Source organism: Enterococcus sp. C53 (genome assembly GCF_040887425.1).
In the GTDB taxonomy this organism is placed as follows: Bacteria; Bacillota; Bacilli; order Lactobacillales; family Enterococcaceae; genus Enterococcus_B; species Enterococcus_B hirae.
In genome coordinates this window covers 373,597-396,319 of sequence record NZ_JBFOFT010000002.1, presented here as the reverse complement: position 1 = coordinate 396,319, position 22,723 = coordinate 373,597, and the positions used below count along the sequence as shown (strand labels likewise).

Below are 22,723 nucleotides of genomic sequence, written 5' to 3'. Positions count from 1 at the left end.
AAAGTTCAACGTAAAATTAGGTTAAGTCTTTGCCAGTGCTATAATTTTCTAAATTCAACTCTAGGTAAGGAACTTCGTTCTCCATATAACCTCGATGAAAATTTTTTAGTGATTGTTCGACATCAGAATATTTTTCTTTATCTACAGTTCTTTTTCTAATTTTGGTAACTCTATGGTTTTTGTCTTGAGAATAGACTTTAGTAAATGCGTGCTCGACTATCAACTTTTGAAATAATTCAGCCACTTTGTATGTAGCTACTAAATATTCTTCCTCTGACTTATCTCCAATCTTGGTATAAAGTAATTTTTGTGGCGAAAGTGGAAAGATAATTTCTGTTCCCGGATTGCCGAAGCCACCATTAAAATCATAGTCATCTTTTCCATAGTAATTGAGAAAAATAACTGGATCATCAGATGTAGACCAGTAAAAATTTGATGGAGCTTCGTATATAGTCCAACTAGCTGAATTTAGAGTTTTATATGTTGAATTAAGTATATGCTTGATACCCATTATCCATGTGGATTTTCCTGCATAGGATTCTATTTTCAATAAAGACTTATCTCCAGCGGCTGGATTAATACCCATTTTTAGAGGAAGTAACATGTCGTATTTGTCTATTTTCCTTTCGGGAATCTCACCTTTGGTCGCTAATTCATGATTCATTTTGTGACTAAGTTCCTCAATAATTTTAGGATATTGTTTTATCACAATAGTTTGTGCCCATTGGTATCCTCTTAAAGTTCGAAGATACTGGCCAACGACTAATTTTGAAATATAATCATGATCAAGCTCTGAAATTAGCTTCTTACGGTTCACGTTGTCAACAAAACTTCCAAATTTCATTTCAAACTCATTTGAAAAGTAATCCTCCATCTCATCACTCAGTTCTCCTTCTTCTACATATAAATATAATGAATCAACAGTGGACGTATTTGTTATAGATACGCTATTCCATTTTGGAACTTGCTTATGAGACACCAGTAATTTGTACTCATATATTCTATTTACGGTTGCCCATTGCTTGAGGTAAATTTTTGGTACAAAATGATTTTTGGTTTTCAATTTTTTCATCTTAGAGTCCCTCAAAATACATATTTAACTAACCAATCTATATTGCCAGCGTCAATTTCTAAGAAAGTCCACTTAGCAGAACAAGAATAAGTTAGCATTTGTAAAGTATAAACTGATCTAGCTTTTTCTTCATACAGTTTTGGAAATTTTGGAACTATATTTCTATCTTGATAAATGAGGAAATCCATCTTATTTTCCTCACTAACTTGGCGTAAAACTCGATCACAAAGAGGAATAGTCATCAACGCTATTAAATAGAGTCAAACTTCTTTTTTGAAAATACTTCTACAAATATATAATATTCAATCCCTTACTTTCTAGCTTTTTTAGTTCACTTACAGTCAACTCTCCTTCTGGAATTGCTAAACACAGTAACCCTCTAGCCCTTGTCATAGCAACATAATGACATTTAAGATTTTTATTTTCGCTTTCACTTTTTGGCGTATGTTTTTTTCCATAAATATAGGGCAAAATTTGTTTTAATCGATGGCTTTTATGATATGTCTCTAATACAAGGGTGGACAGATGTGTTTTACCTTTAACACCATGTATACTATTCAATTTAATATTGACAGTTCTTCCATCCAATTCATAGCGATATTCATTCTGACTACTTTTGGTTTCATGACTACTACGAAACTCTGGTGTTGATACATTTGCAGTCGGAATCCACTTTAAAAAATTTTTATCAATAAGCTGAACCTCTAAAAGATTAAATATCTCATTCACTATTACCAAATATTTCTTCCATTCATTTTCTGAATCTAAATTACACTTCCTCAGGAGGATGAGTTTTTTTCTAAATCGTAAAATCTTTTCTCTCTCGACAAGATATTCAGAAAAAAACTTTATTAAATTCTTCGTATTCACTATTTTCTTTTCAGATGGGTCACTAAGTACAACTTGTTTAAAGCCTAATAAAATCAATTCAATTTGTTCATAAGTAGCATTCGTGTCTCTAAATCTTTGTTCACCAGCTCTAAAATAATCAATTAGGTACTTTTTCGTATATCCTTTAGTTATAGACTTTGATTCGTATTGAGGATAATAATCGAAAACCCCTCTTGGTATTTGTTTTTCTTTTGTTTCACCATTTTTATTATGAATTAATCCTACGGCATAACACCCATCATTTTTGTATTTAAGAATTTCTTCATCAGTAAAAGTATCTAAAATATACTTTCCATAAGCATCTAGTACTTTTCCAATTTCTTCTTTTTTGAAAATGAAAATTGCATGTTGCTTATTTTCAAATTCTTTATTCACACCCTCCATAGTAGATTTTGAAACGGCCAATGGATTGGCTAAGCTGGCAACACTGTTTGAAAACCTTTTACTTTGAGAGAGCACTAAAGGATTTGATCTTGGAAAATTTGAGTTACTAACTTCTCCAACATAGCCATAAATTGCTTGATTTTCGTCTCCAACCCCTTGCTGAACAGACTCTACAAAACACTTTTGAATCATTTCGTATTGAAAAGCATTGGTGTCTTGTGCTTCATCAATAAAAACTACAGGGAACCTTGTTGAACAAATTTCTGAGATAGATGTGTTATTTTCTAAAGCATCTTTTGCATAAAGTAATACTTCATCAAAAGTATAATATCCTTTTTGGTGGGATTCATTTATTACTGATTCAATAATACTATAAGGCTTGCTAGTTGATGTATATTTTCTTAATTTTAAATTCCCTAACTTTTCTACATAACAGCACGATGATTTTGAGATAAATTGGGGTTCAAAGATATTATCTTTATACCATTTAGGCACCCTATTCCATCTGTAGTCGATCGTAAAATCTGTTTCAATAACTTCAATTTTCTTTTTATTTGATCGCATCCAGGGGAGAGCTACGTACGTGGTAAAAAAAGAATGAACGGTACCAATAAAGTGCGGATAATTCAAAAGTTTCCCCCCTACACTAGTTCCTCCAATTCTTTTCTCTATTTCTTCCCTAGCTACATTAGTATGTGAAAGGACACATATTCCTGATGAAGTTGAAGTCCATTTATTCGCTAATATTGCAAGTTTAGCAACTAGTACAGTGGTTTTCCCGCTGCCTGGAAACGCTTGAATATCTATTGATCTCAAATCTTTAATGATATCTCTTCTCTCTTTATCGAAAGATATATCGCCTTCCATTATTGACTCTACCCAATCAATATCCTCATCAGTAATAACTATTTCATCCAATATATTCATGCAATCACTTCACTTTTCTCAGTGACATAATAAATTGCTTCTTTCAAATAGCTTGGCAGACTATCAGCTAATTCTGTGGATCCTACCTTATAATTACTTTCCAGCTCTACTGCTAATTGTTGAGCAAAATCTGCCTTTGATGTTTTACCCGATGTGAAATAACTATAAAAGTATGCGGCCTTCTCTTCATCACTTGAAGCTTCTCTTAACAACTCTTCTAATTCTTTTTTCTTCTTGTCATGATTTTTAGGCTTATAGGATGCCTTAATTACAGAATCAATCATGATATCCTTCAACTTTTCGCTACCTAAACTAGATAACAGTAAGTCATATTCTAAAGTCCAATTGTTCGAGACGAAAGTTTTAACTAGTTGACCATCGGCCTTTTGCTTTATTTTATCTAGATGCTTTTCTTCATATATTTTTGACTCAAAATCTCTCTCGGCAGTCCAATTTCTAGAACTTTTTATTGGCCAATTTGTCCCATCATCTAGAAAAGATTTATCAAGGACAATTCTTGGAGCACAATTTGGCATCACATCACGATCTGTTACGCAAGCAACCTTTATATTAAGTGGTTCCACATTTTCATTCTCTCTTTGGAATATTTTCGAATACCTTCTTAACCCAGTTCCACGAACATCCACTAGTGAAACACCATAATCCGTAAAATCTCTATCTAATAATGTAGCAAGTGTAGGCACCAATAATGCTTCTCCGGGTCCTTCTACAACAATTACAGAACGAGAAAAGAACAAATTGGCCTTTGTAGCATCAATATATTTTTCTAAAAAAGCATAATCTTCATCATCCAGTTTTGTATAACCTTTCGCTAGTGGATAAGAATTCCCACTTTTTATTATGATAATATTTTCAAGTTTCACAACAGATGCAAGTAAAGGAGAATGTGTTGTCAGGATAATTTGCTGATTTGCCAGCTCAGTTTCATTTTGTAATGATTTTATTAGTTTAAGTTGCCTTTGTGCGTGGATATGTGACTCAGGTTCCTCAATCAGTAAAAATTGACTAGACTCCTGAATATTTTCTTTTAACAAAAGTTCACAGGCCATACTCATAATGTTACTAGTACCTAAACCTGGCAATCCCTTTAGACTAGAAGTATCTTTATCTATTGTTAGGTCCAATTTTTCTAACAGAGAAACAATCTTTTTTGATTCTGCCTTTTCCATACCCGAAACATTTAAGCTTACTTTAATGTCATCGTTTTTTAGTAACATTTTTTTATCGAGTATATCAGACATTTTTTGACTTGCACTTTTCAATGGGGCATAATCTGATAGAAGTTGGTTGGAAAGATTGAAAATGCCAGTTAACGATAGTTCATCAAGCTCACTATCTTCTGTATATGTGTCTCTGCCTGCATTCAAATTAGGAATATTCTGCATAACTTGAGACAACCTCGAATTTCTACCCGACTGCATATCACTATATGCGTCTCGTAATGCTCTAAGATGTGTCACCCTTAGTAGTTCTTTTGCCTCTTGAGACAAAGTAGGGCGATCACTATTTATTCCTGTTGTAATACGAGTGATTGGTCTAAACGGGGTCAAATTAAGCAACATTTTACAATTCCAATTTACATAGAGCACTGGCATATCCTCACTATCCGAAGATTTTTCATAAGTTAAATATTCAAGGAAGGCAGCACATTCTACATTTGTTAAATCAGAGAACTTACACACTATTTCAATTTCTTTAGTGATATCTTCGTTATTAAAGTCAGAATCTTTTATTCTATACCAATTTAAATCAGTTGTGCCCAATACGATTTTTAATGCATCAATAACTGCTGATTTTCCTGAATCATTCTCCCCAACGAGGAGTGTTAGCCCTTTATTAAAATTTATTTTAGTTTTTTGATCGCCAAATATTCGGAAATTTTTTAAAGATATAGATGATATATACATAACCAACATCCTTCCACCGTACTTATATAAAATAATTATACTATATAATAGGTAGTAAGAATAAATAGTTCTAGAATGTTCTCAATAAAAGGTTCCAGTTGATTGTATTATTGCGAATTTGAAGAGCATCTGTAATTTTGTAATAAAATCCGCAATAACGAACGTAATATTGATTTACTTGCTTTTCAAAAATGAAATAAAATTTAATTGCAAAATAAGTCCAACATGCCTTTTGAGTGTTGAACTTTCTATAAATTTTTAATTTCAAAACTATTTATTATGGTGTCTCTAACTAGAAACATTTATAAATCGAAATCTATTCGTTTGAAAATAGCTGCTGTAACTTTATCTATACTCTGCACTCTGCCTTTTTCAATCACAGAAATTCCAACTTGTTCATCAATCAAATATTTTAATGAATTGTCTCTCTCCTCTAAATATTGATATACACTATAATTATACTCTTAAGATAATTTTCAGAAAAATTAACTGACCTACATAATCACTATTCGAGTTAATCTACATACCTTTCTTTATGATTGACCCGAATATTCTTTTTTGCAAATTTCAAGTAGAACTTAGCCACTTATTGAAATTCACTAGTTATTCTATTTTAATCGCCATCTAGCATGGGCTTGACAATGAGCTGGGGCATGGTACTGCGCATAGCAGGTTGGGCAGAAGTTCTGAGATTACAGTCAAAGAACTGCCCAAAGACCACCATGCCAAGGAGGCTCGTTGTCAAGCTCACGCGGCAGTCAGCGCAAGTTTCGACATTTCTTCAAGTAAGCACTCACGAGGAGTAGCGTACCCTAAAATTTTTCTTGGTAAAGTATTCATCCAGTCCTGAACACGACGTACAGTTGTTAGTGAGATATTCTCCATACGCGTTCGCTTAGGAATGAACCGTCGAATCATACCATTGTGATTTTCATTGGTTCCACGCTCCCAAGATGAGTACGGGTGGGTGAAGTACACGGAGGTCATGACGTCCTTCAAGAGCTCCGTAATGCCTGAAAACTCAGTGCCATTGTCGGAGGTAATCGTCTTAAAGAGCAATTCAAAGTTCGCCCCAGCGGCTTCTCGTAAAGTTGACAAGGCCTGATTCACTGAGTTAGAGGCTTTCCCATCAATTTTAATGATGACCTCGTATCGAGTCTTGCGTTCAGTCAAGGTTAATAGTGCCTGATCCTTATCTGACCGTAATCCAGCTACTGTGTCTATTTCCCAATGGCCGAACTCTTCACGACTGTCCACGACATCTGGCCGATTTTCAATCAATTCGCCAAGCTGTGTCTTGTTCTTGCGGTTTCTTGGTGTACTGGTTTTTCGACGAACTTTCAGATGCAAGTCAATATTCTTGGTTCCCATGAAGCCCAAATTGATGTAGTTGTACAGTGTTGTAGTGCAGGGAACCTCTTCATCAGAAAAGAGCCCGAGTTTTTTTACACGCCCGACAACCGCATCAGGAGAATACTTTTCATTCTTCATCTGATGGTCTGCGTATGTCATGAAATTGGGTGCCTTGACCCATTTAGGTTGCTTGATAGAGTTTATACGTGCTTTGTCATAGGCGGCTTGTCCAGCATCAGCTGAGTAGATGTGGAATTCGTACTCATAAATCTTTCCATTTTGCTTTTGTTTGCGAATCTGACGGATGGTCACATCTTTGATTTCCATATGAATTGTCTGACGAGCACATCCAAGGTACTCAGCAATTTTATTTCCAGACACTGGTGTGTCCAGTGATCGGAGTGCTTCAATTTTTACCTGTTCCTTATAAGTAAGGTGTTTTCCTTTGAGTAATTCTGTGGTATTTTCAGTTTGTGTCATCGTGGTTTCATCCTTATTGGTAGTGTCGGAACTTCAATAATACATGAAATTTTGCGATGGCGTTTTTTTATTTTAACAACTGACTAAGTTCATTGAACCAAAATTTATCTCTTTTTATTTAATTGACTTTTGAAAAACGATATAGCATACCGTTATGAATATCAAAACAGCTCCAACTATTACTACCACCATATTTACAACATCCTTAGAAAATGGTGTCAAAAGAGAATATACTACCAATAAGAATAATACACACAAAGTCAACACAATATATTTTCGTTTCATTTTTACTCCCACCTCTGCAAAATGCAGCTTCCATCCTTCCTTATGTCACTTTAAAATCTACTCTCTTCCGGAAGCTATGTCATCATGTTTTCCCACGGCTAAGTAACTCATTATAATCGCTCCCAGCATACATCCTACAAATAAACATAATTCATAACCAAATCTCCCCCCCAAATTTTTTTGATATCATTCAAAAATCAAAGAAAGGTAGGGCAATAGATTTATACCTACCTTTCGGGAATGCTAACAGAAACTGACTACACGATTATCTTTAAAAGTGATTATTCTGGAATATCAAATTTTTTTAGAGCTAAATATAATCTGATCATACACTCTTGGTAGCAATCTTCATCAAAGCTCCCATTACGACAAGATTCTTTAACCAGCAATGGTTTAAAGCTGTTCACAATTTGAGAAAACGCCTCTTCATCATTCTTTTGAACAAGAATAACGAGTTCTGCCAATGACTTCATTTCACGCATCCTCCGTTTTTTTGCACTCATTTTCCATAGTGACTGCTTTAGGAGGGGCACGAATCATATAGTTTTTTAAAATTAAGGAAGGAGATGTTTTCGAATCTTTCCTAGAATGCGTTGACGCTTTTTTGTTGCACCTTGTCGTGTCATTGATAGTTGAATAGAAATCTCATAGTCTGAATATCCAAAAATATATTTTTGAATTAGTAGGGATTGATCTTTTTCAGATAGTTTTTGAAATTCAGTGGCTAAGGCACAATTAGAGAAATCTAGCGGAAATTTTTCAGATACCACCGTAACAGTTTCTTGTGGATACATAGCTTGCTCCTCGATAAAATAATCTAGTGTCTTTTGTCCAGGAACAAATTCAATATCTTTTAGTCTACTATTTTTAGCAAAATAATTAATTGCCGTATTATGAACTGTTTTTTGAATATAACTAATAATTTGTGCATCATCATTTGCAAAATCAAAATTCTGATTCATCACTGTCACTTCTTCCTTTGAAAATTCGAAAGGAAAAAGATATACGGACAAATTAGGTTTTAAGTCTATATTGCCAATATCCTCTCATAGCACGTTCAACAGGGATTGATTCATCTCGATTTATTTTTGGAAGAATATTATTTACAAAATTGCGATAATCAGGAAAAATTTCATACGATTTTGTCCACTCATGATATATTTGCTTGGCGGATAATGGTTTTCCTGACTCTTTCAAGATTGATGCAATAATAAACCCGTAATCTTTGTAAGATCGATGATGGTTATCGATTGCTTTTCGCTGAGTAAAGTAATCTTGGAGCTCCTTTTCATTTTCTAAATTCATCGGCTCCACTTCACGACATATTGCTTTATCAGAATTTGTCGTGTCTTGATTATCTTCTAAATGAATTAAGTATTCTTTTAGATCAAAATACTGTTTTGAAAGCTCCCTTCTTTCCTCCATCAATAGTCTCAGTTGATCATACACTCGACATTTTTCATCACGAATATCCATATTCTTTGTTCCCCTTTCACTACTAAAAACAAAAAGGGAACACGAAAGTGGACATTAAATCGAAAATTGTTTTAATAATGGCAAAAAATATTTATCTTCAGCTCTTTTTCTCGCTAGCGCTGCTTCACTTAAATCATCATACGTCCCCAGATAGTGTCGTTTTCCACGAAAAGTAATATAGGCTACCCACATTCCCCTACAACGATAAACCCCTTTTACACCACTAGTATTATTTTTAGCCAATTTTGTTTTCAAACATTCGACAATTGTTCCGTTTACACAAGTTCTACTTTCAACTCTTTTCAAACAACCACAACTTTTTGTGTGACCAGATGATAAGTTGCCATAGCTTACTTCACATAATCGACCACAGCTACACCTACACTTCCATTTTGTCTTCCAATCTATTTTCTTATTTAATGGTTCAATGACAGTCAGGTTACCGTATACCTGTTTTTCGATATGAAACTGTTTTTCCTTAAGACATCCACAACTCCGGATTTCTCCTCGTTGCAATCGTTTTGCCGATGCCATTATTTCATTGCCACACGAACATAGGCATTTCCATACAACGGTTCCTTCGCTACGTCCTTCTGTTGGGGTAAGGGCAATTAGTTCACCAAATTTTTTATTAGATAAATCCTTATATCTATGCCGATTTTTAACATTTCCACACCCGCAGCTTTTTGTTCGACCCGAGACTAAATTGGAATGATAAACAATTGTTTCTTGTCCACAATCACAAAGGCAGTGATACTTTTTATAACCATTTTGAATTAATTCATCTAAAATAATCAGATGACCATATCTTTTTTGCATAACCCATCGCCTCATTACTCATGAAATCTATGTACTGAGATAACCAGGGGATCACCCTAGTTATCTCTACTAAATCACTTCAAATTTGAAGGTCATTTGGATGTTACATTTTGTATTTTGATATTTTCCGTAATATGCTCCTTTAATTTGAAATCCACCAACTGCTTGAGAATTTAAAATTCCCAATTCTTGATTTGCAACTGATGGATGTAACTCAATCATCGGAAACTGAAATTCTTCCAATGAACTCAAACTTAATTTCACTTTTTCATCTTTCCCACTAGGTTCGATATCATTAGCTCGAATGACATCAATCGTTGAACTAGAATCCACTTGCATTTTGGCTAAAGATACTTTGAGCTTAGCAGTTGAATTATTTTTCACTTCGTAACTTGGTGATGATACCTTACCGTTTTGAACATCTGTTGATCCAAAAATTACTTTTTGCGGGATAGTAACATCAATCAAATCTTTGGCATCTAAAACATTAATCGTGATATCTTTCGTAAGATTGCCAAGTTGGATCGTAGCAGTATAGGAGCCAAACTGAGGCTTGACATCATGCTTAATCACTTTAATTTGCTTAGATATTTCATTTCCACTTGAAAGTTCCCACGCTTTAGATTGGCTTTCTTGCAAAATCCATTCTTCAATTTTTGAAGCAGGAACGTGGTTAGAATAGGCAGTGAAATTTTGCGAACTCAATACATATTGATTATCAAAGATACTATGATGATCATGTACAAAAACAGGCACAGTCACTTCTGCCTTATTCCCATTTTGATCGGATAATTCAACTTTTGCATCCGTCAAACCAATTTTAGATGTATCAGGTATTTTTATATACTTTGCAGTTATTTTTGAAATATCATCGTTATCTTGCAAATTTGTTACCACATCAAAGGGGTTGGCTGATATACTGTCGTTGACTGGAATCATTTGTAAAATACCATCCCCAGTAGGTGCAATATTGTCAGGATTAACAGTTAACTTTGCTTGTACTTTGGTAATATTTCCAGATGGATCACTTACTTCTAGATAAACATCTTGAGCACCAACTTTTTTATTATCTGGAACTGGCTTCGAAAAATCAAAAAAGACAGTCATTTTCCCATTTTTATCATTATCAGTGATTGAGCTAACAAAATCTTTTGCATCCACTATTCCCCCGTAGTCAATAGCTTGATCTTTTGGAACAACTACCGGTGGTGTAGTATCTTTTACAGTAATTGTTGACTTTAATAAAGATATGTTTCCTGAACTATCTGTTAAACTCATTTCAAATGGATGATTCCCCAAACCTAGATTGTCTGGATCAGTAATAGAGTCAACTGTCACTGGCTTTGTATCATTATCCCAAGGTTCATACTCAAGAAAGTCTTTAATTTCAACTCGTGATCCTAGTTCAATAATAATAGGATCAATTAATTTACCATTTGGTGGGGTTGTATCGATAACCGTAAAGGGAATATCAACTGCTACAGTGTCTCGATTATCTGAGAAAATAAATTTTCCATTCGTATTACCTAACTTGCTATCATCAGGCTTGTTCTTCATATACCATCCAACTGGTCCATCATTGTTTAAAATATTTACATAACTGAAAATATTTTTATCATTAGGACTGAATAAATTTAGTTCAATCGTATTATTTTGATTGGGAATTACGGTTAATTTACTACGTGCTACATTTACTAGAAATGATTCAGTCTGATGAGTGCTACCACTACGATCATTAACTGTGTACCAAATTCCGCCCACTTTTTCTTCAACATGGAAATTCCATTCTAAATCATATTCAATATCAATTTGAACTATGTTGGCGTTTCGTTTTCCCCGTTTTAAAGTAATCGAATGATCATTATACGTTGGAATTACTGTGCTTGGATCTGAACTAATGACTTTTGTTATTACTCGTTTGGCAGGACCGGTAAAGTTATACTCATTCATTTCCCAATTCGTGCAATAAGTTTCAAAATTTTGAGGATAACTATAACTTACGGATAATCCTTCATCACTTGGAATTAAAGTCTTAGTCATAAAAGTATCGAGTTTATTCCACTCGGCCTCAGTAGCATGTTGTGCAACTCCTGCTGCGGTAGCTCCTGAATCACTTGCAAAGCTACATGTGGGAAATGACAAACTCCCAATAATGCAAACGAAAGCCATAATCAAAGAAATGCTACTTTTTCTCATAAGCGCCTCCCAATAGAAATCTCAGCTCTAAAGCGATAAGCATAAGAACCACTCCAATGAAGGAGAGAAAATTACTATTATCTCCTTCATTGCCTAATTGTGGTAATTTCTCTATCTTATCACTTTGGTTTTCATCAACTACATCAGAATGTTGGTCGTTTCCTTTGCCAATGATTCCCTCAATTGGAATATGATTAAACTGAATACTTGATGACTCAGCGAAAGTCTCGATTGGACAAATAAAAGTTAGAATGGTTACTAACGATAGCAATATAAAACCATAGTATTTTTTCATATCAATTCCTATTGAACTTCAAACTTAAGAACTAAATCATATTGTGGATTTAAAGCATTCTTTTCAAAATTAAACCCTGTTGCTACCCCACCACTTAATTTAAATTCAAGCTTGTCTCCAGTTGGATTCAAAGTGCCAATTTCCGCCGGGAATTGAGCTGGATTTTGCGGGTCTGTCGTGTGCAAGGCGATGTCTTTACTTGCAGTTTTATTGGTTAAATTCAAAGTCAACTTATCACTGATTTTTTCAGCATCCGTTTGACTTCCAGATCCTCCCGGTGTACCACTATCCTTAAAATCGTTAACAGAAATCTTAACTCCTTTTGAGGAAAGATTTTCAATTTCATATAGTGGAGAAATAATACCTGTACTTACATCCGTTTGACCAAATAAGATTTTTGTTGGAATTTTAACATCAACCCATGCAGGATCTGTTGGATCTGGATCTGGTTGAGTCGGGTCTGTTGGATCTGTTGGGTCAAATTCTTTAAATGTTCCTTCTGCCGGAATAGTAGCAGAATCTTGTTTTTTGACTTCCTGTGGTTGGGTATTCGGATCTGGTTGACCATCTTCATAGGCAAACGCAGCTGATGGCCCTAATAATGCTGCTCCTCCAAATGCGACTACACCGAAAAGTGCTACAAATTGCGTTTTTTTCATTTTTGTTCCTCCATTGTTTCTATTATTTATAACTAGATATTCTAGTTATTCACAGATAATTGCCCTACTACCAGGGTTTCTCCAACCTTTTTTTGTGCCTTATCGTTCTCATAATAGGTGACTAAATTTTGAGTTTTATAAACACCTTTTTTGATGGTAGTGCTTAATTTACCTTGGGATACATATTGTTTTGGCTTAATGAGACCTGAATCATAAACAACTTTATTCTCTCCATCAATTGTAGTCTGAACGCGTATGGCATATTGATTACTTGCCGGATTTAATATACTGACCTCGCCAACCTCTGATGAAGATTCAAAAACCATATCAGAATTCATTTTCAAACGTACTTCGCTTTTATCAGCCTTCGCTTGAAGAAGCTCTTCAAATTCTTTTTCGCTCATATCCTTAACAAACTCACCTGATTTCCCATCAGTTTCGCCGGCAACTACATTGGGAGCAGTTTGATGAGTTAAAAAATAGTAGTACACACTTCCCACTAACAGAGCTATCAACAAAATTAAAAGGATAACAATTCTTGATCGTTTTTTTCTTTCCATTCTCCTTACCTTCCATTGTTTTTCTTACTCTAATGTTGTTATAATAATTGTAGCTTGTCAGCTTACCTATGTTTCAAACAACAGTGATAACTGTAGAACAATACTTCTCATTGAGAAAGTTCATTTTTAATCTAACGTTCGTTAACTATTGGAGGCTCCATATGGAAACATTATTAGAAAAAAACTTACAACGACACTATCAAATCATTAAATTTCTCATTTATAGAGACTGGGAAAAAATAAGCACTATTTCGAAATTTACCCAAATCTCTGAAAGTACAGTTCGTAAAAGCATTGGAGATATCAACAGATACATCACTCCAGCGAAACTGGAAAGTAGTAAACAACTTGGTGTACGGCTAATTCTCATGCCTGATCAAAATCCTTTTTTTATTTTTTCTGCACTGTACAATCAGTCTGCAAGATTTTCCATACTTGAAGAAATCTTCTTAAGTAGACATACCAACTTGACCTCTCTAGCTGATCATCTTTTCCTCAGCATTTCTACATTAAAAAGAAAGATAGGAACAATCAATGAACTTTTAGCTCCTTTCGACTTTCACATTGACTGTACTTATATGGACATAATCGGTGATGAGAGAAAAATCTGCTGGTTCTATTTTTGCTACTTAATCGAAAAATATGGACTCATTGAAAAAGTAATTACTGAGAACGATGTTGAATTGATGGATGAGATCATGCAAGAGTTTATGGATTGTTACCCATTTTTACAAACACCTGCACGCCAAACCTATTCTTATGTAAACAAATTTAGAACTATGTTATTTATTAATTTTCTACGCATTCGCAGAGGTCATTTACTTCCAAGCCAATCACAAAATGATCAAAAACATGGGTTTACTTTTTCAGAAGAGTTAACTCAAAAACTTTTTCAACACTACCACACTGAGATAACCTCAAAGAGCATATATCGATTATTTTACATATTTTTCAATGATAAATATGTATGGTCAATGACAGATTTAAATCAAAAATGCTCCTTAAATCCAAAAATTAATCATCTTCGTGTCGCGATAGAAAATACACTAAATTCAATTATTGAAAAGGAAAATCTAATCCTTTCTAATAAAGAAGAACTTATGCTTTATCTATACAACGCAACCACTTATATTTGGGGACCTGCAAAAATCCTTTATAATCCTAATGAAGAATTTTTTATCAATCTCAATAATTATTACGAAGGATTTACACAAAGAGTCAAAGAAATCATAAATTGTTATTTTTTAAATAATGATTTACCAATTTACGTAGATGATTCCGTTATTAATCGACTACTATTTATGGTGGTCACTTCATGGGACTCATTATCTGATCAATTGGAACAAAAATCACCAACTATTAAGACTGGACTCTTTTTCAATACGAGCTACGAACACTGTAATTTTTTGAAAGAAGATATTATATATCATTTAAAAACGCGAGTGAATGTGGATTTGATTGATGCTACTAGCCTTACCTCAGTTAGAGAAAGAATGTGCAAGTACGATCTTTTGATAACTAATCTTCCCTCACTGTTCGTACCAGAATGTACCGTAGTATCTATTCATTCAAATCCTACTCCAAAAGATTTTGAGAACATACTCACTGTCTACAATGAAATCGTGAATAATAAACAAGGCTTTGATCTGTCCATAGTACAAAAGCAGAACAGTATTTATAAGTATTAAAAAAACGATACTTGAATTTTTATTCAAGTATCGTTTTTCGTTATATAATAGAATGATGATGTTCTATTTTTTGTACTTTTTTAGAATCGATCCTCCTCTTCGTGCCACATTAAAAAAATGGCAAAAAGCATCGATTTTATCCGATTTCTCAAATACGAACGTGAAAGCCACATTCTATACCATTTTGTCTTGATTTACCATTATTCAGTTGAATTTCCATATTCTTTCTTTGTTTATCCATTTCTTTATAACTTTAAGAAAAAATGTTCAATTCATCCTTCCTGATTTGAGATATAAAAAAAGCACTTAGCGTAATTGCCAAATGCCATAATAATTATTATTTAGTTTGCTTTATTTAAGTGCATCTTCTAATTCATCATCAGAATAACCAAATGTATAATCCTCATCTTTGCCATTTGATTGCCAAATAAGCGCTGCATCATAGACGCTTATCGATTCCTCATCTTCTAAATTCTTATCGTCTAGCCCATACCTACAATTATCACAGTACATTTCACTAAATACATATCGCTTTGTTAAGGGAGTCCCACATTTAGGACAGTTTGGTGTATCACCTTTATATGCATTTTCTTCTTCCCAAGAAAGTTCTTTATTCGTTTCAGTATCACTTTTAAAGAAATCAAATAGTCCCATAACTAGCCCTCCTATTATTCATCATAATGTGCATAGTTTTTTGTACCACAATTATTACAACTAATAAATGCTCTATCATTTTCTAGATGAAGTTCCGAATCGATTAATGGCTTCCCACAATCAGTACAAACTCCGATATTCTCTAATTCAACGGTCTCTTTTTTTTTCATTTTTTTCAACTTCTTATAGGTAATTACACTACCAATAGATACCACCGTAACCAAAATTCCACCGATGATAATAGCTTTATCTCTCCCAGATAGATCATTTATAGCAAATGATTTCTGAATATGGGATAACTCCTTCGCCCCTTTATCAGAATTTTTTTGAGCTGAAATACTATACTTGTTATTCGCATTTTCTTTTAAAACACTATTCACAGTAGACATAACGCATTCACTTCCCGACCCAACATAAGTATAAGTACCAGATTGATAGCCTCCATTAGTATATTGATTTCCAAAAAAAGGATGTCCACTAGGTGCTCCCATATTTCTACCTCCTATTCTTTTTTTATAATTCTTAGTAGCATTTGAGGTGAACAATATTAGTGCAGTAGGATATAAAGTTCCTAATTCCCTCCAATTATAGCACCGGTAATCCTACTAGCTGCAGTAGTTTTAACTGTTATTACTAACACGTCATTCTCATGAATATTATTCATTTCAATTTCTAATACCGAACTAATAGCAATATATTGGGTAAATTCATGTAAGTACGATTGTTTTCAAGATTACTAATTGTTTGGTTACACCAACTTTATTATCTGAAAATTACGTAGCCACCCCACACTCTAACTAATCGAACTTAAACTTGTGTGTAACTTACCTATCAACTTATATTCTTAATTCTTTATCCTTGAAAACACCACTTATTCTGATAATAATTATATCACTATTTTGTCTTTATCAAATAATTATCTAGACATACCAATTTTCTAACTCTAAATAGGAATCATCAGATATACCTTGGGGTTATTTTCTACTCTCCTTAGTATCGAATCCCTTATATTTTTTACTCATTGATTATTTTACATATTTTGGATAGATAATTCTATTACTGTTTTTTTGAGAATATTCATCATAAAGCAGTAATTCTCCAGTTTACGTCCTTTATTAATTTCAACTGATATTGGTAGGTAGTTGTTACATTTTCTATACTACTTAAATACTTTACTCCAACATTCACTTGGAACCCATTCTCATTTTTCTGATAAATAGGATTCACTAATTCCACAAATTTTAAGCTATAATCAATTGGTCGCATCGCACCATTTTCAACATAGTATTCAAGTTCTTTTTCTGAAGCTGTTGGATAAAGCTTAAAAAATGTCTCTAGAAATTCAGTGATTTCTTCTGTTGTTTTGGCATCAATTTCTGAATCATTTTCTACCTGTTTTACTTCATATTTTGCCTTATCAGGTTTTGCAATCATAGTAGGCAAACTCGTTACTACATGATTTCCGTTTTCATCTTCAAAGATCGTCACTCGGTATGCAGAAGAAATCGATTGTGCCTTTTTTCCCTCCATAATCTTTTGCTCCACTAAAAACGAAACGACAAATTCCTCCGAGCTCTTCTCAACGTCTAAGATTTTTACTGATTGAACTTCTGAACTAGTGGGAATATCTGCCCGGACCATATCTTGACTCAAAACGAGTCCTTCTTCTGTGAGGTATTGTCCAAGAGTACTCATTCGCTTTTCAATTACTTCCTTGTCATTCTTCCACGAAAAGTATTCTTTCACAAAATCCTTCGTAAAACTTTCAATGCCAGAAGTATTCACTACTTACTCTTTTACAATCTCTTTTTCATGGGTCGTGTGTTGATCAATGGCGGTGAAGTTTTTGTAGATGCCAAAAACAAGACTACAAGACAATAAAAGCCAAAGGGCAAACACCATTTTTCGATGCTTGCCCACGGATACGACTCGTTCTTTCTTCTTTTTTGGGGTCTTTTCCTTTTGATTCCGTTCAATTTTTATCCTCATTCTTTTTCCTCTTTTCTCTTATTTGTACCGTCCCGCTCCGATAAGATGCTGCTGCCAATAGTTTTCCGTTAGATTCGTCCATCCCACTGGATTTCCCGCGTGATACATGCGATTCTCTCCTGCATAAATACCGACATGGGTCACATAAGTACCGGCATCATAAGTCGAATGAAAGAAAACCAAATCGCCTGGTTTGGCATCTTTTAGGTCAATGTGGGTCATGGCATCATACTGATCTTGACCCACCCGAGGAAGTTTCAAACCAACTTTGGCATAACACCATTGGGTTAATCCACTACAATCAAAACCCGTTTCGGGACTTGATCCACCAAATACATAGGCCGTTCCTTCATACTTAAACGCCTCGTCAAAAATCCCTTGGACGGTTTTATCATCAAACTGTGTCGTAGTTAGGTATTGCTTCACTAATAAGCAATAAAACATATTGCCATAGTTATACCGCCACCCACCATTTTCCTTAATCGCTATTGGGTTGGGGTAGTCTACTTTTTGGCCACCCGATTTTTCCTTTGAAAAAGATTCAGCTAAAGCAAAACTATGCTTCTTCCCGTTTTTCGCGACATGATCCAAATACCCACCACCATAGTTATAAGCCTGAATGATACTATCTTGATTACACCCTAACTCTTTGGAACGCTTAACTAAAGACGCAAAATAGAGACACCCTTGTTTGATGGATGCCTCGGTACTTAATGAATTCGGTGGTAAGCCGGCCGACTCAGAACTTTGCATAACGTCTTCCATTGTGCCACCAGATTCCACTTGAATAATCGCCAAAAGAATTGGAATATACTCTGTTATATCCGTTTCTTTGGCATACTTTTCCACCATTGCACGGTGTTTCAAAACTTCTTCTGAGACACTGCTTCCTCCTGAAGATGTCCCAGAACTACTACTTCCTTCACTGTCTTCCCCAAACAACAAGCCCACACACATCAAGATTCCCATAAAGGAGATGGTCAGAAAAGCTAGCGAAATGGCACTTACTTTCTTTACATTCATTTTTTCTCACCCGACCTTGATTTCGGATGGGGATTCATTCTTTTTTGTACTTTTTGATTGGTTCGCTTTGAAAGAGTAGACCGCTGTTTCACTTGTTGGAAATAATTTTTCTTACTTGATGATTGGCTTTTCCCTTTTGAAATGATTTCTTGACTAGCGAGTTTTCGTTTGATTTCGGAATTCGAGTTTACTCTCTTAGTCCGCTTTGGTGCTTCTTTTTTCAGCGTCCTATTTTTTTGAGATTGAGCCGCTTTATCTATTGAAACATTTTCCCTTCTTTTCCCATGGCGATTCCCTGTTTCGTTTAATACTTTACGCTTTTCAGCCATTTTCTCGTCTCTACGTTGTCGTTGCTTTTCTCGTAACTCTCCTCGATCTGCTTTTTCTTGAACCAGTCCACGCTTGAACTCTTCTGGTGCTTTTTTCGTCTTTTCGATTCCTTTATAGAGGTTGTATTTCAAGTTAGTTGGTGTATTTCGTACCTGATCCTTTACTTGTTTGGTCTTATCTTTCACCAAAGCTTGGGTATCCAGAACTTTGCCTATTTTTCTCCCGGCCAAATCCATTCGAGATTGTTTTTTATTATTTGAAATTGGATTTTCCTTATTCAAGTCAGATGGTACCTCGTGATCGTTAGCTAATCGTGAATTCTTTCGTAGAGCAGAACCGGATGGCTTAAATTTGGATTTCGATTGTTCCTTTGACAACTTATTTCCAACTACTGCACCTCCACCAAAAGCTAAAGTTCGCCCTACATTTCGATTGAGTTGCTGAAGTTTACGATTCATCAACATTTGCGGTTTTCGCATAACCCGTCTGCCCATTGATTGGCTATCATTACTTTGGAGATTGAACATACTCATAATGTCACCCAATTTGAAATAGATACCGGCAAAGGTCACAATTTGTAGAAAAACTACCATAAAGAAGGGATAAGTAGCGGAAATGTTGAAAAACATCGTGGAAATACTAAATGCAGTCGTGATGACTAATGTCACTCCCGCTCGCATCATAATCGTATTAAACAAGCGAATAATCGCCTTCTTTCCCAAACTTTCATAAGTTGGCAACATGGACAATAAAAAACTGATAGGAAGAAACATCGCAAAGATAATGAAGAGAATTTGCGAGAACAACATCATCCCAGTTAGTAGAAAGACAAAGAAGGATATGCCAATATTGAACAACACCAAAAAGACCACGGTCCCTAAGCGGTTCATGGTTTTGGTAATACTTAAATTCGCATTGTCATTGTCTTCAATCTCCGCTTTGACCGCTTCTTCCCGATCTTTGCCTTTGTTTTCATCTGGACTTACAGATAGAATCTTGTTGACCCGGTCTTCGCCAATTTCTTCTATGTTGGAATCATCAAATTGTAATAGTAACCAGGGTTGTTGGACTTGAATGGAAAACAAGCTATCTCGAATCAAGTCCACACTATCTTTTCCTTGGCTTTCCGAATTCGGTACAACAATCTCGGTCCCAAGGGTAAGGGACGCTTCACTAACATCTGAGCTAAAGTCATTGATTTTTGTGATATAGGTGGGCGCATACGCAATGAACGAACCTGAAAGTAGAAAAATCATCACAAAATTTAATACGGCTCGAACTGCTTTGGTAGTTTCTCGTTTGAGTAGACTCGTATACGCCACATAAACTCCTAGAGCTAAAATCATTAATAATAGAAACCCAAAGTAAAAACCCGAGGTCTGAAGTCCATTTTCGGTAATGCCGGCTAAGGTTTGAATGTTTTTCCCAATACTTTCAGCTGTGTCTGAAATGAAATCCAACTTGTAAGCTTCTTGAACTACATAACCTGTGGCATTCGACAAATACAGACTCACAGTCCAAATAAAATTAGTAATGGCATAAAGACCATACATTACGCTCTTGCCTAAGCCATCACCCCAATTCCAAGGTAACCAATCCCATGAACTATCCACAAAGAAATCTAGTTGATAGTTGTTCAGTGAATATTGAGAATATAAATTTCCTGCTTCAACTGTATCATCAACCAGACCTGTCGCCTCTGCTACCGTACCGACTAAACTCAATAGAATTGTCAGGATGATGATGCTAATAAAAACGATTGCCACAATCCGAAAAAGTTTCTTTTTCATCCCCTCACTCCATTCTCTCTTGAACCGGTGGACGGGTATCAAAAGCATGGAAGAGTTCTTCAAAGACTGGATGAACTTGGACCACACCCACTCGACCATACAAATCTTGCATCAAGCATTGACCGTTTTCCAAATCTCGCAAGCGTTTTTGGTTGTTTTCATCTCCTTGATCTAAGCCAAAGAATTCCAAAGTCTTCTTGATTTCATAGTTCCTGCTCCCGTGAGAAGTGAGATGTTATCCAATCCTTTAAGTACTGGTAACGATATTTTCACTGATGGTATGTTAATTCCACCAATTACAGGAAGCTCTGTATTATCAAATTGGGTTTTTAATACTAGCTCATTTGATATTGATTCTACAGAGTCAAAATCAAAGTTTCCTGATTTCTTTAAAATTTTTTCGAGTTTCTCCTGAGTGAAATTTGTAAGATTGTATTGTTTCGTTCGTTGACTCAACATGTACGATCGAATTTGATTATTGAAAATCAATCCAAAACCAATAACCAACATTACTACCATTAACACATTAATAGTAATTCTTTTTAGTTTGCTTCTTTTATACATCTATATTCCAAGTAAAGGTGCAGGATCAACAAATCCAGTCCAATTTTGACTTGTTGCTACACTAAAATGGAGATGAACGCCTGTAGAATTTCCTGTTGTTCCCATCACACCGATAGTCTGTCCAGTACTAACTGTTTGTCCTGCAGATGCTACAAGGCTACTCATATGAAAATAGTATGAATAGTAGCCGTCACCATGATCGATAATAATGTAATTTCCTGCAGTTGCTTCAAAAGCTGCTTGCAAAACAGTTCCACTCCTAGTTGCTAGAATTGGAGTATTTGATGTACCACCCATGTCGATCCCATTATGAAAAGTTCCAGAGATACCAGTAGGGTCTGGTCTAGAACCAAATGGACTTGTCACAATAATGTTAGATACTGGTGCTCCCCACCCTGATGTACTTGGGGTTGGTGCTGGTTTCACATCAGTTATATTAGGATTGCTTATTGAAGGTTTAGAATCAACAACTTGATTAGTTGAATTTACATTAGACGTTTCTTTTTTTATTAATTCAGCTTCTTGGGCTTCTAATATCGCTTGTGCTTCGGCTTCTTTTCTCTTCTCTTCCTCTAAAACTCTTAGCTCTTCCTGCTTCTTTTTTTCAGCTTCAATTTTTTGAATTTCAAACTTTTCTTTTTCAGCTTTTTCAGTTGCCAAAGTTGCAGAGATTCCTTTTATCTTAATATCTTGGTCTAATTTGTCATTTGCAAGGGCCATTTCTTTCTCTTCTAATTCATTCGTCTTTTTTTCAGCCTCAATTAATTTATTTTCAATATCATTTTCTAATATTTCTAATTTTTCTTTGTCATCTTTTTGGGCACTCATTATCTCGTTATTTGCATTTACAAGTTTTGTCATGCCTATTGTTTTATTAACAACATCAGTTAAAGATTCTGAATTGATCAATAATGAAAGAACGGACCCGTTTAATTGATTCACTTGCGCATTTCTGGCTTGTTTATCTATCACTTCGTCTCTACGTTCAATCTTTTGTTCAAGCTCAGTAATTTCATTTCTCAAACTGTTAAGCTCTTCTTCAAGAGAGTTTTTCTCATTTAACGCATTTTGGTATTCATTTTGTAGAGTAGAAATTCGGTTATTCAATTCTGCCAAATAAGTTTCTGCTGACTGCTGATCTTTAACAATAGTTTCGATTTCTCTATCTTTTTCTTGTATTTTTTCATCAATTGTTTGTGCAGCAGCAAAAGTACTGTTACCAAAAACTGAGAGTAAGACTACTAAAGATACTAAAATAAGCGACTTCTTCAAACTAATCTTTCACTTCTTTCCTGTTTTACTTAAAACTGTCAGAGTTCATTAATTTTATTAATCCTCCTTTCAAACTTTATATTTTTGG

At 34.8% G+C, this 22,723-nt stretch carries 19 protein-coding genes and 2 pseudogenes; 1 reads left to right on the top strand and 20 read right to left on the bottom strand.

Features of this window, described 5'->3' with window-relative positions; all coding sequences use genetic code 11:
• Positions 1-16 precede the first annotated feature (16 nt).
• From AB3I42_RS04700 to AB3I42_RS04645, 12 genes are all read right to left on the bottom strand, one after another.
• Positions 17-1,072: a DUF4238 domain-containing protein gene (locus tag AB3I42_RS04700; protein ID WP_154066614.1), complete on the bottom strand. Its 1,056-nt coding sequence runs from the start codon at positions 1,070-1,072 to the stop codon at positions 17-19.
• Positions 1,073-1,357: 285 nt separating this feature from the next.
• A complete protein-coding gene (locus tag AB3I42_RS04695; protein WP_154066615.1) occupies positions 1,358-3,274 on the bottom strand; it encodes a UvrD-helicase domain-containing protein in 1,917 nt (638 codons plus the stop codon).
• Positions 3,271-5,202 carry an ATP-dependent endonuclease gene (locus tag AB3I42_RS04690; RefSeq protein ID WP_368022339.1) on the bottom strand — a complete coding sequence of 644 codons (1,932 nt, stop codon included), beginning with the start codon at positions 5,200-5,202 and terminating at the stop codon, positions 3,271-3,273. The genes AB3I42_RS04695 and AB3I42_RS04690 overlap by 4 nt, the downstream gene beginning before the upstream one ends.
• 747 nt (positions 5,203-5,949) lie before the next feature.
• Positions 5,950-7,035 carry an IS30 family transposase gene (locus AB3I42_RS04685; protein WP_227326716.1) on the bottom strand — a complete coding sequence of 362 codons (1,086 nt, stop codon included), beginning with the start codon at positions 7,033-7,035 and terminating at the stop codon, positions 5,950-5,952.
• A 566-nt stretch (positions 7,036-7,601) separates the two neighbouring features.
• The gene (locus AB3I42_RS04680) at positions 7,602-7,793 is read right to left on the bottom strand and encodes a helix-turn-helix domain-containing protein (protein ID WP_002390835.1); all 192 of its coding nucleotides are present in this window, start codon (positions 7,791-7,793) and stop codon (positions 7,602-7,604) included.
• 81 nt (positions 7,794-7,874) lie between these two features.
• The gene (locus AB3I42_RS04675) at positions 7,875-8,282 is read right to left on the bottom strand and encodes a sigma-70 family RNA polymerase sigma factor (RefSeq protein ID WP_154066637.1); all 408 of its coding nucleotides are present in this window, start codon (positions 8,280-8,282) and stop codon (positions 7,875-7,877) included.
• Between the two features lie 52 nt (positions 8,283-8,334).
• Positions 8,335-8,796, bottom strand: a complete 462-nt coding sequence (locus AB3I42_RS04670; protein WP_002390837.1) for a hypothetical protein — start codon at positions 8,794-8,796, stop codon at positions 8,335-8,337.
• A gap of 54 nt (positions 8,797-8,850) precedes the next feature.
• Positions 8,851-9,615, bottom strand: coding sequence for an AP2 domain-containing protein (locus AB3I42_RS04665; RefSeq protein WP_154066618.1), 765 nt, complete (start codon positions 9,613-9,615; stop codon positions 8,851-8,853).
• A gap of 69 nt (positions 9,616-9,684) precedes the next feature.
• Positions 9,685-11,811, bottom strand: a complete 2,127-nt coding sequence (locus AB3I42_RS04660; RefSeq protein WP_227326718.1) for a hypothetical protein — start codon at positions 11,809-11,811, stop codon at positions 9,685-9,687.
• Positions 11,798-12,106, bottom strand: a complete 309-nt coding sequence (locus AB3I42_RS04655) for a hypothetical protein (RefSeq protein WP_227326719.1) — start codon at positions 12,104-12,106, stop codon at positions 11,798-11,800. Before AB3I42_RS04655 ends, AB3I42_RS04660 begins: the two co-directional genes overlap by 14 nt.
• A gap of 8 nt (positions 12,107-12,114) precedes the next feature.
• Entirely contained in the window at positions 12,115-12,765 is a 651-nt protein-coding gene (locus AB3I42_RS04650; protein ID WP_002390843.1) for a hypothetical protein, read from the bottom strand.
• A 41-nt stretch (positions 12,766-12,806) separates the two neighbouring features.
• Positions 12,807-13,325, bottom strand: coding sequence for a hypothetical protein (locus AB3I42_RS04645; protein ID WP_159723529.1), 519 nt, complete (start codon positions 13,323-13,325; stop codon positions 12,807-12,809).
• Positions 13,326-13,486: 161 nt separating this feature from the next.
• Between AB3I42_RS04645 and AB3I42_RS04640 the strand changes: the two genes are divergently transcribed.
• Positions 13,487-15,013: a helix-turn-helix domain-containing protein gene (locus AB3I42_RS04640; protein ID WP_368022336.1), complete on the top strand. Its 1,527-nt coding sequence runs from the start codon at positions 13,487-13,489 to the stop codon at positions 15,011-15,013.
• 351 nt (positions 15,014-15,364) lie between these two features.
• Here the strand turns inward: AB3I42_RS04640 and AB3I42_RS04635 are convergent, their stop codons facing one another.
• From AB3I42_RS04635 to AB3I42_RS04600, 8 genes and pseudogenes are all read right to left on the bottom strand, one after another.
• Positions 15,365-15,667, bottom strand: a complete 303-nt coding sequence (locus AB3I42_RS04635; RefSeq protein WP_368022334.1) for a hypothetical protein — start codon at positions 15,665-15,667, stop codon at positions 15,365-15,367.
• 14 nt (positions 15,668-15,681) lie between these two features.
• Entirely contained in the window at positions 15,682-16,158 is a 477-nt protein-coding gene (locus AB3I42_RS04630; protein WP_095803583.1) for a hypothetical protein, read from the bottom strand.
• Between the two features lie 589 nt (positions 16,159-16,747).
• A pseudogene (locus AB3I42_RS04625) lies at positions 16,748-17,656 on the bottom strand (conjugal transfer protein).
• Between the two features lie 18 nt (positions 17,657-17,674).
• Complete coding sequence (locus tag AB3I42_RS04620) at positions 17,675-18,679, bottom strand: lysozyme family protein (protein ID WP_368022333.1); 1,005 nt, start codon at positions 18,677-18,679, stop codon at positions 17,675-17,677.
• Positions 18,676-20,799, bottom strand: a complete 2,124-nt coding sequence (locus AB3I42_RS04615; RefSeq protein WP_368022332.1) for a CD3337/EF1877 family mobilome membrane protein — start codon at positions 20,797-20,799, stop codon at positions 18,676-18,678. The genes AB3I42_RS04620 and AB3I42_RS04615 overlap by 4 nt, the downstream gene beginning before the upstream one ends.
• Positions 20,800-20,803: 4 nt before the next feature.
• Positions 20,804-21,004: pseudogene (locus AB3I42_RS04610) on the bottom strand (ATP-binding protein); the annotation flags it as partial.
• Positions 20,971-21,363, bottom strand: coding sequence for a hypothetical protein (locus AB3I42_RS04605; protein ID WP_368022331.1), 393 nt, complete (start codon positions 21,361-21,363; stop codon positions 20,971-20,973). The gene AB3I42_RS04605 and the pseudogene AB3I42_RS04610, both read right to left, overlap by 34 nt.
• Entirely contained in the window at positions 21,364-22,635 is a 1,272-nt protein-coding gene (locus tag AB3I42_RS04600) for a murein hydrolase activator EnvC (RefSeq protein WP_368022329.1), read from the bottom strand.
• Between the last annotated feature and the right edge of the window lie 88 nt (positions 22,636-22,723).